Annotated in this window: 10 protein-coding genes; 7 read left to right on the top strand and 3 right to left on the bottom strand. The window is 62.7% G+C overall.

The window, feature by feature from the left end; all coding sequences use genetic code 11:
• The first annotated feature begins 180 nt into the window (after positions 1–180).
• From AMK05_RS09290 to AMK05_RS09275, 4 genes are read left to right on the top strand one after another with little or no spacing between them, the layout of a single operon-like run.
• Positions 181–1422 (top strand): MFS transporter, encoded by a 1242-nt coding sequence (locus tag AMK05_RS09290; RefSeq protein ID WP_064838200.1) that lies wholly within the window; start codon positions 181–183, stop codon positions 1420–1422.
• A 17-nt stretch (positions 1423–1439) separates the two neighbouring features.
• Positions 1440–3890 carry a nitrite reductase large subunit NirB gene (gene nirB, locus AMK05_RS09285; protein WP_064838199.1) on the top strand — a complete coding sequence of 817 codons (2451 nt, stop codon included), beginning with the start codon at positions 1440–1442 and terminating at the stop codon, positions 3888–3890.
• Positions 3891–3894: 4 nt separating this feature from the next.
• Positions 3895–4245 carry a nitrite reductase small subunit NirD gene (gene nirD, locus AMK05_RS09280; protein WP_064838198.1) on the top strand — a complete coding sequence of 117 codons (351 nt, stop codon included), beginning with the start codon at positions 3895–3897 and terminating at the stop codon, positions 4243–4245.
• Complete coding sequence (locus tag AMK05_RS09275) at positions 4245–6902, top strand: nitrate reductase (protein ID WP_064838197.1); 2658 nt, start codon at positions 4245–4247, stop codon at positions 6900–6902. Before nirD ends, AMK05_RS09275 begins: the two co-directional genes overlap by 1 nt.
• 22 nt (positions 6903–6924) lie before the next feature.
• Here the strand turns inward: AMK05_RS09275 and AMK05_RS09270 are convergent, their stop codons facing one another.
• Together AMK05_RS09270 and AMK05_RS09265 are read right to left on the bottom strand one after the other, a co-directional pair.
• Positions 6925–7602, bottom strand: a complete 678-nt coding sequence (locus tag AMK05_RS09270; RefSeq protein ID WP_064838196.1) for an HAD-IA family hydrolase — start codon at positions 7600–7602, stop codon at positions 6925–6927.
• Positions 7603–7722: 120 nt separating this feature from the next.
• Positions 7723–8040 (bottom strand): hypothetical protein, encoded by a 318-nt coding sequence (locus AMK05_RS09265; protein ID WP_064838195.1) that lies wholly within the window; start codon positions 8038–8040, stop codon positions 7723–7725.
• A 203-nt stretch (positions 8041–8243) separates the two neighbouring features.
• Here AMK05_RS09265 and AMK05_RS09260 point away from each other — a divergent pair, with 203 nt between their 5' ends.
• The 3 genes from AMK05_RS09260 to AMK05_RS09250 all read left to right on the top strand — a co-directional run bounded on the left by AMK05_RS09260 (position 8244) and on the right by AMK05_RS09250 (position 11575).
• Positions 8244–8570: a hypothetical protein gene (locus AMK05_RS09260; RefSeq protein WP_064838194.1), complete on the top strand. Its 327-nt coding sequence runs from the start codon at positions 8244–8246 to the stop codon at positions 8568–8570.
• 145 nt (positions 8571–8715) lie between these two features.
• Positions 8716–10194 (top strand): cryptochrome/photolyase family protein, encoded by a 1479-nt coding sequence (locus AMK05_RS09255; protein WP_064841321.1) that lies wholly within the window; start codon positions 8716–8718, stop codon positions 10192–10194.
• Between the two features lie 121 nt (positions 10195–10315).
• A complete protein-coding gene (locus AMK05_RS09250) occupies positions 10316–11575 on the top strand; it encodes an SAM-dependent methyltransferase (RefSeq protein WP_064838193.1) in 1260 nt (419 codons plus the stop codon).
• Here the strand turns inward: AMK05_RS09250 and AMK05_RS09245 are convergent, their stop codons facing one another.
• Complete coding sequence (locus AMK05_RS09245) at positions 11576–12409, bottom strand: SDR family NAD(P)-dependent oxidoreductase (RefSeq protein ID WP_064838192.1); 834 nt, start codon at positions 12407–12409, stop codon at positions 11576–11578.
• Between the last annotated feature and the right edge of the window lie 15 nt (positions 12410–12424).

The following is a 12424-nucleotide window of genomic DNA, read 5'->3' as shown; positions in this document are numbered from 1 at the left end:
GAGAGCCCAATAGGCGCTCGCATCAGACCATGAATTCGGCGTCCAACGGCGGGCGCTACCAGCAAAGCCGCTGATCAGGATATTTCGCGCGCCTCGTGCCTGCGCAGCCTGACCAGCGGCTTTTTGTTTTTAACCCCCAGCGATGGATCGGCCCGACCTTTGTCGGGTCACGGAGAAGCCATGTCTGTCATCGAGAAAGTGCAGCCCATGTCCGACGGCGAACCAGCCAAAGCATTGTGGATCTCCACAGTCGCTTTCACCCTCTGTTTCGCGGTCTGGACGATCTTTGCGATCATCGGCATCCGCATCAAGCAGGACCTCGGCTTGAACGAGGCCGAGTTCGGATTGCTGGTCGGCACCCCGGTTCTCACCGGCTCGCTCGTGCGCATCGTCCTCGGCATCTGGACGGGACGTTACGGCGGCCGTCTGGTTTACACGCTCACCATGCTTGCCGCCGCATTGGCGACCTTTCTCCTTTCCTACGCCCAGACTTATACGCAGATGCTGATCGCCGGCCTTGGCGTTGGGCTTGCCGGCGGCTCCTTCGCCGTCGGTGTCGCCTACGTCTCGCCCTTCTTCCCGGCGGAAAAGCAGGGAACGGCGCTCGGCATCTTCGGCGCCGGCAATGTCGGCGCAGCCGTAACCAAATTCGCCGCACCCTTCGTTCTGCTCGCCTGGGGCTGGCAGGCGGTTGCGGAAATCTGGGCCGTCTGTCTGGCGCTGATGGCAATCGTCTTCTGGTTCACCACATCGGACGATCCGGCCTTCCGTCTTCGCCGCGAGCGCAGCGTCGCCTCCAAAAGTTTCGCCGAGGAATTCGCGCCGCTGCAGAATGTTCAGGTCTGGCGTTTCTCCCTCTACTATTTCTTCGCCTTCGGTGGCTTCGTCGCCCTGTCCCTGTGGCTGCCGCGCTACCTGGTCGGCGTCTACGGCTTCAACCTCGAAACTGCCGGCATGATCGCGGCTGCCTACTCCATCCCGGGCAGCATCTTCCGCGCTTTCGGTGGCGTGCTGTCGGACAAGAAGGGTGCGCGCAGCGTGATGTATGCGATGCTGGCCGTGTCGGCCGTGGCCACGCTCATTCTGTCCCTGCCGGCGACGACCATCACCCCTGTGATCTTCATCGTCGTCATCTTCGTGCTCGGCTTCTTCATGAGCCTCGGCAAGGCCGCCGTCTTCAAACACATCCCGGCCTACTATCCCGAAAGCGTCGGCGCCGTCGGCGGCATCGTCGGGATGATGGGCGGTCTCGGCGGCTTTATCCTGCCGATCGCCTTCGGTTTCCTCAAGGACATGACCGGCCTTTGGTCCAGCTGCTTCCTGCTGCTCTTCGCAATCGTCGCGATCTCGCTCGTCTGGATGCACCTGTCCGTGAAGCAATTGTCGCGCCAAGGGCACTCGGCGCCCGTGGCTGCAACCTGATCTAAGGATTTGGAAATATGACAGAAAAACTCGTCATCATCGGCAATGGCATGGCGCCCGGGCGCATGCTGGAGCACCTCCTCGAACGGGCGCCCGGACGCTATGAAGTTACGATCTTCAATGCTGAGCCGCGCGTCAATTACGACCGCATCATGCTGTCGCCGGTTCTCTCCGGCGAAAAGGACTACGAGCAGATCATCATTCACGGTGACGGCTGGTACATCAAACACGGCATCATGCTCTACAAGGGCCACAAGATCGTCAATATCGATCGTGTCGCCAAGACCGTCACCTCCGATCACGGCGTCACCGAAAGCTACGACAAGCTGGTGATCGCCACCGGTTCGGTGCCGTTCATTATCCCGGTTCCCGGCAAGGATCTGCCCGGCGTCATCACCTATCGCGATCTCGACGACGTGCAGGCGATGCTGCTTGCCGCCCAGTCGCGCGAAAAGGCCGTCGTCATCGGCGGCGGCCTGCTTGGCCTCGAAGCGGCGGCCGGCCTTGCCCAGCGCGGCATGGACGTCACCGTGCTGCACGTCATGCCGACGCTGATGGAGCGCCAGCTCGATCCCGCGGCCGGCTATCTCTTGCAGAAGGCGGTCGAGGAACGCGGCATCAAGGTCATCTGCAAGGCCAATACCAAGGCGATTATCGGCAATGGCAAGGTCGAAGGCATCGAACTCGACGACGGCCGCATCATCCCGGCGACCCTCGTCGTCATGGCCGTCGGCATTCGTCCGAGCGTCGGCCTGGCGAAGGACGCCGGCCTTGCGGTCAATCGCGGCATCGTCGTCGATGCCGGCATGCAGACCTCGGACGGCGATATCTTTGCGCTCGGCGAATGCGCCGAGGTGGGCGGCATGGTCTACGGCCTCGTCGCGCCGCTCTACGAAATGGCCCGCATTGCCGCGGCACATCTCTCGGACGACCGTTCCCCGGCTTTCGTGCATGCGGACACGCCGACCAAGCTGAAGGTCACCGGTATCGAGCTTTATTCGCTCGGTGATTTCGCCGATGGCGACGACCGCGAGGAGATCGTGCTGCGCGATGCTTCAGCCGGCGTCTACAAGCGCCTCGTGCTGAAAGACAACAAGATCATCGGAACCGTGCTGTACGGCGAGACCGCCGACGGCGCCTGGTTCAACGATCTGAAGAAGAAGGCCACCGATATTTCGGAGATGCGCGAGACGCTGATCTTCGGTCAGGCCTACCAGGGAGGGTCGCCGCTGGACCCTATGGCGGCCGTTGCAGCCTTGCCGGATGACGCGGAGATTTGTGGCTGCAACGGCGTATGCAAGGGTAAGATTACCTCGACGATCACGAGCAAAGGGCTGACGTCGCTTGACGACGTGCGCGCCCATACCAAGGCATCCGCCTCGTGCGGCTCCTGCACCGGCCTCGTCGAACAACTGATGGCGCTGACGCTCGGCGACGGCTACAATCCGGCCGCCGTGCAGCCGATGTGCACCTGCACCGAACTCGGCCATGACGACGTTCGCCGCCTGATCAAGGCCAAGGGTCTGAAGAGCATTCCTGCCGTCATGCAGGAATTGGAATGGAAGACCTCCTGCGGCTGCGCCAAGTGTCGGCCGGCGCTCAACTACTACCTAGTCAGCGACTGGCCGGACGAATATGCCGACGACTACCAGTCGCGTTTCATCAATGAGCGCGTCCACGCCAACATCCAGAAGGACGGCACCTACTCCGTCGTTCCGCGCATGTGGGGCGGCGTCACCAATTCGAACGAGCTGCGCGCCATCGCCGATGTCGTCGACAAGTTCGAAATCCCGATGGTCAAGGTAACAGGCGGCCAGCGTATCGACCTGCTCGGCATCGAGAAGGAAGACCTGCCCGCCGTCTGGGCCGATCTCGGCAAGGCCGGCTTCGTGTCCGGCCAGGCCTATGCCAAGGGCCTGCGCACCGTGAAAACCTGCGTCGGTTCGGACTGGTGCCGCTTCGGCACCCAGGATTCGACCGGTCTCGGCATCCGCATCGAGAAATTCATGTGGGGCTCATGGACCCCGGCCAAGCTGAAACTGGCCGTGTCCGGCTGCCCGCGCAACTGCGCCGAAGCAACCTGCAAGGATATCGGCGTGATCTGCGTGGATTCCGGTTTCGAGATCCATTTCGCCGGTGCCGCCGGCCTCGACATCAAGGGCACCGAGGTGCTCGGCCTGGTGAAGACCGAGGACGAGGCGCTGAAGCATATCGTGGCGCTGACGCAGATGTATCGGGAACAGGCCCGCTATCTCGAGCGCATCTACAAATGGGCCAAGCGCGTCGGCCTGGAGGAAATCCGCCGCCAGATCATGGGCGATGCCGAAAAGCGCAAAGCCTATTACGAGCGCTTCGTCTTCAGCCAGAAATTTGCCCAGGTCGATCCCTGGTCGGAGCGTGTTTCCGGCAAGGACAAGCACGAGTTCAAGCCGATGGCGACGATCGGCTATCCGCAGGCTGCCGAATAAGGAGATGGACATGAACTGGCCCAAAGAAAACTGGCATCCAATCGGCGACATCTCCGACATCCCCTTGCGCGGTGCACGCTGCGTGAAGACGCCGCAAGGCAAGATCGCCGTCTTCCGCACGGCCGAAAACGAGGTCTTCGCCATCGAGGATCACTGCCCCCACAAAGGCGGCCCGCTCTCTCAAGGCATCGTGCATGCCAAGGCGGTGACCTGCCCGCTGCACAACTGGGTGATCTCTCTCGAAACCGGCAAGGCGCTCGGCGCCGACCAGGGCGAGGTACGGACCATACCGGTCCGCAATGAGGACGGCGCCCTGTTCATCGCGCTCGAAAGCCTGTTGATGGCGGCTGAATAATGGCGGCTGAGGTCAAGACCACCTGCCCCTATTGCGGCGTCGGCTGCGGCGTTATCGCCACGGTCGACGAAGCCGGCGCCGTCAGCGTCAAGGGCGATCCCGAGCATCCGTCGAATTTCGGCCGGCTCTGCTCGAAAGGTTCGGCGCTTGCCGAAACCATCGATCTCGACGGCCGGCTTCTTTATCCCGAAATCGCAGGCGCACGCAGCGGCTGGGACGAGGCGCTCGATCTGGTCGCCCGGCGTTTTTCCGAAACCATCGCCGAACACGGGCCTGATTCCGTCGCCTTCTACGTCTCCGGCCAGCTGCTGACCGAAGATTATTACCTCGCCAACAAGCTGATGAAGGGCTTCATCGGCTCGGCCAATATCGACACCAATTCCAGGCTCTGCATGTCCTCGTCCGTGGCCGGGCATCGCCGCGCCTTCGGCGCCGATACGGTGCCGGGGACCTACGAGGATATCGAACTCGCGGATCTGGTGGTGCTCACCGGCTCCAACCTCGCCTGGTGTCATCCCGTCATCTACCAGCGGCTGGCCGCCGCAAAGGCGTCGCGGCCGAACATGCGCATCGTCGTCATCGATCCGCGCCGGACGATGACATGCGATATCGCCGATCTGCATCTGGCCATCCGTCCGGACGGCGATGTCGCGCTGTTCATGGGGCTGCTTGCGCATCTCGCGACAAGCCCTGCGATCGACCAGAATTATATCGCCTCGCACACCGAAGGCTTCGCCGGCGCCTTTGCTTCAGCCGCAGCACTTGATATCAACGATCTGCTGGAACGGACCGGCCTGCCGGCCATGCAGATCCGTGAATTTTTCCGTCTGTTCGAGACGACGCAAAAAGTCGTCACCTGCTACAGCCAGGGCGTCAACCAATCCTCCTCCGGCACCGACAAGGTCAATGCCATCCTCAACTGCCATCTGGCGACCGGCCGCATCGGCCGGCCGGGCATGGGCCCGTTCTCGCTGACCGGCCAGCCGAACGCCATGGGCGGGCGCGAGGTCGGCGGTCTCGCCAACATGCTCGCCGCCCATATGGCGATCGAAAATCCTGAAGACCGCGACCGGGTGCAGCGCTTTTGGCAATCGCCGGTCATCGCCGCAAAACCCGGTTTGAAAGCGGTCGACATGTTCCGCGCCGTGGCCGATGGGCGCATCAAGGCGCTCTGGATCATGGCCACCAATCCCGTCGTCTCGATGCCGGATGCGAACAGCGTCGAAAGCGCGATCGCCGCCTGTCCCTTTGTCGTCGTCTCCGACATCCTGAGAGAGACGGATACGGCCCGGCATGCAGATGTGCTTCTGCCCTCGCTCGGCTGGGGCGAGAAGGACGGCACCGTCACCAACTCCGAGCGGCGCATTTCCAGGCAGCGGCCATTTCTCGGCGCTCCCGGCGATGCGAAAGCCGACTGGTGGCAGCTTGCGGAAGTCGGACGCCGTATGGGATTTGCTGCCGCCTTCGATTTCGACGCGCCGACCGAAATCTTCGCCGAACACGCCGCCCTTTCCGCCTTCGAAAACAACGGCAGCCGCGATTTCGACATCGGCGCCCGCGCCGGTATCTCAGGTGCCGCCTATGACGAACTGTCGCCCTTCCAGTGGCCGCAGGCGGCAGGCACAGAACCCGGCGTCACCCGCTTCTTCGCCGATGGCGGTTTCTACCACGCCGACGGCAAGGCGCGCTTTGTCGCTGTGGAGCCGCCGTCAACAGATCGCACCAATGCCGACTTCCCCTTCACGCTGAATACCGGGCGCATCCGCGACCAGTGGCACACGATGACGCGAACCGGGAAGAGCGCGCGGCTTTCCGCCCATATCGCCGAACCCTTTGCCGAGATCCATCCGCGCGACGCGATCGAGACCGGCATATCGAGCGCCGGCCTCGTCGAGATCGACAGTCCCCACGGCAAGGCGATCGTCCGGGCGCTGGTGACCGATCGTCAGGCGCGCGGCGGCATCTTTGCGCCGATGCACTGGAACGACCAGTTCGCGGCAAAGGCGCGGATCGACGCCGTGGTCGCGCCGATCACCGATCCCGTTTCCGGTCAGCCGGCGTCGAAAAACGTCGCCGTCGCCGTCCGGCCCTTCCCCGCTACCCATTACGGTTTCGCCGTCTCGGCGACAAAACCCGTAACGCCCGACGCCGCCTATTGGGCGCTGGCGAAAGCCGAAGGCGGCTGGCGGCTGGAGCTTGCCTTCGACCAGGCCGTCGACGACTGGACGGGCTGGTGCCGGTCGGTTTTCGCCATTCCCGATGAGATCGAACCGCTGGGTTACGCCGACCGGCAATCCGGCGACCTCAGGCTTGCTTTCTTCGACGGCGAGACCCTGCTTGCCGCGCTGTTCCTCGCTCGCGAGCCGGTTGCGGTCGCGCGCAACTGGGCGATCTCGCAGCTCTCCATCGCACACGGCGATTTGAGGAAACGCTTTGCGCTCGTCGCGGGCCGTCCCGGGGCCGGAAGGCCGGATCCAGGCGCCACCGTCTGTTCCTGCTTCAGCGTCGGGGTCAACCAGATCGCGGCCGCCGTGCGCGGCGGATGCCACAGCGTCGAGGCGGTCGGCAAGGAAACCAGCGCCGGCACCAATTGCGGCTCCTGCCGCGGCGAAATCGGCAGGATCATCGATCGCTGTCTTGCCGCGGCCGCGGAGTGAGAGGCCGGAAACGCGGCTGCTATCAGGCCGCGTTCGGCACGATGAACATCTTATGGTCGGCTGAGATGCGCATCGAGATCTCGTCATAGGATGCGAGGGTCGGGTGGGCCGTTTCCAGCTTGTCATGATGGGTCGCCGTGACGACCATGACATCAGCGCCCGCCGCCTCGCCGGCAGCAATGCCGGCGGCGACATCTTCGAACACCAGGCAGTCCCGCGTGCTGACGCCAAGGCGTTCGGCGCCCAGAATATAACATTGCGGGTCGGGTTTTCCGACCTTGACGTCCTCCGCCGTCACTATGAATTTCGGCAGCGACAGGCCTGCCGCCTCCAGCCGCCGGCGGGCAAGACGCAAGGGTGAGGAGGTGACGATCGCCCAGCGATCCGGCGGCAGCGAACTCAGGAAGGCCGCGGCACCCGAGATGGCAACGACATCGCTGACGTCGGCGATCTCCGCCTCGGTCACCAGTCTGGCCTCATGTTCTGGATCGACGCCTGGCAGGTTCAACCGGGTGATGGTGTCGATGCCGCGCGATCCATGCATCTTCGGCAAAAAGTCGGCGACATCGAGCCCGTGCCGCCTTGCCCAGTCGCTCCAGACACGCTCGGCCGCTTTGATCGAATTGAGGATGGTGCCGTCCATATCGAACAGGAAGGCGGCATAAGGCTTCTCGAAGCCGCGGGGCATCGGCAGGGACAAAAGGCTGAATCCTTCAGGAAAAGAGTCGGACGGATGTGGTCGCTATTGCGCAATGAAACGGCAAATCACCCCCTTTTGCAAGCTTCGGCAGGAAGAGGCGACGCCCCAAAACTGCCGCCGCTAAAAAGCCGCTATGCCGGAGGTGGCAATCAGATCACAGGAAAGGCGAAGGCCGATCGGATCGTGGCAGAGGTCGTCGGTGCCGCCGGCGAGTTCCGGTCCGGCCGGAGCGTCGGCGCGCAGATAGGCCTGTGTCGTCGGATCGATGCGCTTGGGAATGGCGGTCCATAGCGAGGGGCGGCTGATGTCGATCGCCGAGATACCGGGCTTCTGGCCGCCCATGGCAGAGGACGCGATTGCCATGCCGCTTGCCGTCAGGGCGAGTGCAAGGGCGATCTGGAGACCGAGATCTGCGGCCTCGCGAGGGGAAACGAACATAGCGGCCTCATGCAGCTGATTTCTAGCGTTTCAGCATGTCCCTAAGGCAGGCGGCAGCGACGATCCAGCGGCTTCGGCGGTTAAGGTTTATGCGTAACCATGCAAGGCGTGCGTGCAGGTTTTTCGCAAAACTTTGGAACAATGGTTCCGACAGGCAGTTAGCCGAGGGCCACCCAAGATGAAAATCAAAGGAGGATATCCTCATGACCAAGTCCCTCATTGCCGCGTCGCTGCTCGCGATCGGCATGGCATCGTCGGCCTTTGCCCAGTCGAACCCTGACACGATCGGGCCGACGAACGGCGGCTCGACCGATCCAAGTTCGGGTAACTATTCGTCGGATTACACCAACAGTGACAACGGCATGTATCCGGTGCAGGCCGCGCCGGTCGATCCGACCACCACACAGAGCATCGGTCGACCGCAAACGATGGAATGCCCCGGCATGCCGCAACAGATGTCCGGCGTCGACACACGCGGCGGTCAGAGCGGCGCATCGATCAGCGAAGCCTGCCGCGAATACGACAACTAAAGCGCGGCTCTCCACTGTCAGAAAAGGCCGGTTCACGCCGGCCTTTTCATATGGCGACAGCGATGAAAGCATTCTTCCGGATGAAACTTTTGATCCGGCCGTTCCGTAGAGCCGTAGCAGGGAACACATGCAGGGAATGGTTTCATTGACAAAAGACGCGGCACAACCTGTCATTCTGTGGTTTCGCAAGGATTTGCGCCTCGACGATAACCAGGCGCTGAACGCTGCCCATCTCTCCGGGCGACCGATCATCCCCGTCTATATCAGCGAGCCCGCGCCGGGCGCCGGCCCATTGGGCGCTGCGCAGGCCTGGTGGCTTCACCATTCGCTTGAGGCGCTGGATACGTCGCTGCGCCAGCGGCAGGGACGGCTGGTGCTTGCCAGCGGCGAGGCGCTTCAGGTGCTCTGCGCTTTGATCCGAGAGAGCGGTGCCGAAGCCGTCTTCTGGAACCGCCGCTACGATCCGTCAGGAATATCCATCGACATCCGCATCAAGCAGGAATTGGAAAAGCAGGCGATCGAGACAAGAAGCTTCGGCGGCCAGCTGCTGCACGAACCATCCCGGCTGATGACCGGCAATGGCACGTCCTATCGCGTTTATACGCCATTCTGGCGGGCGCTGGAGGGCGCCGGCGAACCGGAGCCGCCGCTGGACCCGCCGGCGAAACTGCGGCTGGCATCGGAGCTTGCGAAGTCGGAACCGCTGGAGAGCTGGAAGCTGCTGCCTATGAAGCCCGACTGGGCGAAGAATTTTAGCGATCTCTGGACGCCGGGCGAGCATGGCGCAAAGGAGAGGCTCCGCGCCTTCGTCGAGGACGCCCTCGACGGCTACAAGGAAAACCGCGACTTTCCGGCGAAGCAGGCGACATCGATGCTGTCGCCGCATCTGGCGCTCGGCGAGATCTCCCCTGCCCGCATCTGGGATGCGACACGCGGTCTGTCAAAACGCGTATCGGCGGCCGATACCGTCCATTTCCGCAAGGAGATCGCCTGGCGCGAATTCTCCTATCACCTGTTGTTCCATTTCCCGAAGCTTGCCTCCGAGAACTGGAACAATCGTTTCGACGGCTTCGAATGGCGCAACGATGATGGTGATTTCAACGCGTGGCGCCGGGGACTTACGGGCTACCCGATCGTCGATGCCGGCATGCGCCAGCTCTGGCGCCATGGCTGGATGCACAATCGCGTGCGCATGATCGTCGCCTCCTTCCTCATCAAGGACCTGATGGTCGACTGGCGCCGGGGCGAAGCCTGGTTTCGCGACACGCTGGTCGATGCCGATCCCGCCAACAATGCGGCAAGCTGGCAGTGGGTGGCGGGCTCGGGAGCCGATGCCTCCCCCTTCTTCCGCATCTTCAATCCGGTGCTGCAGGGCCAGACCTTCGATCCGGACGGCGATTATATCAGGGCTTACGTGCCGGAGCTTCGGGAACTCGGGGCAAAATACATCCACCGGCCGTTCGAAGCGCCGAGAAGCATGCTCGCCGAGGCAGGCATCACGCTTGGCCAAACCTATCCGAAACCGATCGTCGACCACGCGAGCGCGCGCAGCCGGGCACTCGCAGCTTATAACGCCACCAAAGATAGCGCATCGACGCGCAGCTCCCCGCGCCGGGCCGGTTAAATCTGTTCCGATTTCGGGAATTATGCGGTAGCCTTCGATGCAATGGCCGGGGGGCGGCCGCGCGAATAAGAGAGGGTGCTTCGTCGTCCCTAACCGGCAAGAAAATGCTGGAGGAGGAGAGATGAGCAAGGCGCAGGACTGGAATCTGCTGGCTCGTGATGCGGTGACGCTGACGGCCGAAAACATGTCCCGCATGGCGAAGGGTCTGCCCTTCAAGGCAAAGCTGGCGCTGCGCGGACTTCTGCACATGCAGCACGGTTCGCTCGCCGTCACGCTCCCCGACGGCCGCAGGCTGCTGGTCGAGGGCAAGAAGGCCGGGCCGAAAGCGGCTCTCAGCCTCCACAACTGGAACCTCGCCTATCGGGCGCTTGCCAGCGGCACGATCGGGGTTGCCGAAACCTATATGGACGGCGACTGGGACAGCCCTGATATCACCGCCTTTCTCGAACTCTTTCTTGTCAACGGCGAGGCCGCCTTCAGCTATGCGCATGGCAAGGGCGGCCTTGGCCGCCTGCTCGAGCGCGTCCGCCATTGGATGAACACCAACACCAGGACGGGCTCGAAGCGCAACATCTCTGCCCATTACGATCTCGGCAACGATTTCTACAGGCAATGGCTCGATCCGAGCATGACCTATTCCTCGGCACTCTATTCCACCGGGGCCAACGATCTGCAATCGGCACAGAATGCCAAATACCGCGCGCTCGCCGAGGCGACCGGCATCGGGCCTGGGGATCACGTGCTGGAGATCGGCTGCGGCTGGGGCGGTTTTGCCGAATTCGCGGCAGGCGAGCTGAACTGCAAGGTGACCGGGCTGACGATCAGCCGCGAGCAGCTCGCCTTCGCCGAAGAGCGCATCCGCAAGGCCGGCCTTGGCGACCGCGTCGAATTCCGCTTCCAGGATTACCGCGACGAGGTCGGGCTTTATGATCGGATCGTCTCGATCGAAATGTTCGAAGCGGTCGGCGAGAAATACTGGCCGTCCTATTTTTCCAAACTCAGGCAATGTCTGAAGCCGGGCGGCAAGGCCGGCCTGCAGATCATCACCATCCAGCCGGAATCCTTCGACCAATATCGCAGCAATCCCGACTTCATCCAGAAATATGTCTTTCCCGGCGGCATGCTGCCGACGCGCAATCACCTGGCGGAACTTGCCGGCAAGGTCGATCTGTCGCTGGACAAGGATTTCGGTTTCGGACTCGACTATGCCCGCACGCTGGCCGAATGGCGCGAGCGCTTCTGGTCGGTGTGGGAACGTATCCGCCCGATGGGTTTCGACGAGCGTTTCAAGCGGCTCTGGGAATTCTATCTGTTCTATTGCGAGGCCGGTTTCCGCGCCCGCAATATCGATGTGCGCCAAGTGGTGTTTTCGCGCCGGTGATCATTCCGCCAGATGCGGCGTCACCGGATGGTGACCGGCCGATGGAGGCCGCTCCCGCCAGCCGGTTACGCGGTTCACCAGCGGGAAATAAGCCCCATAGGGCAGCAGGCGCGCCAGCTTCAGCATGGTGGCGAAGCGCTTCGGGAAGGTGATCTCGAAAGCCTGTGTTTTCAGACCGGCGGCAATCTCCCGGGCGGCCTCCTCCACCGATATCAGCGCCGGCGTGGGAAAGGCGCTCTTCCGCGTTGCCGGCGTATCGACGAAACCGGGGCTGACGAGTTGGATGCGGATGCCGATCTTGTCGAGATCGAATTTCAGGCTTTCGGCCATATTGATCAGAGCCGCCTTGGTGGCGCCATAGGCCGCCCCTGTTGGCAGGCCGCCATAGCCGTTGACGGCGGAGACGATGGCGATCTGCCCCTGCCCCTTCGTCTTCATATGGCCGATCGCCGGCAACAGACAGTTGACGACGCCGGAAAGATTGACGGCAAAGCTTTTCTCGAAATCGGCGCGGTTCATATCCTCGGCATGAACCGGCAGATAGACGCCGGCATTGAGGATCGCCATGGCGAGCGTGCCGTGCTGATATTCGATGGAGGCCATGATATGTTCCATGTCCTCGGCATCGGTCACGTCGCCGTCGAGAACGGCGATGCTGCCGGAAAGGCCGCGGGCTTCGGCCTGCAGCTCGACCAGCTTTTCGTGACGTCTGGCGGTAACGGCAATCTTGTATCCCTCGGCCGCGAGCTTCAGCGCAAGCGCCCGGCCGATACCGGAGCTCGCCCCGGTGATCCAGACGATTCCATGTTCGGGACGAGCGATGAAATCACGCATGACATCTTCCTCCGG

The sequence above is a fragment of the Rhizobium sp. N324 genome, from assembly GCF_001664485.1.
In the GTDB taxonomy this organism is placed as follows: Bacteria; Pseudomonadota; Alphaproteobacteria; order Rhizobiales; family Rhizobiaceae; genus Rhizobium.
This window is presented reverse-complemented; position numbering and strand designations above follow the sequence as displayed.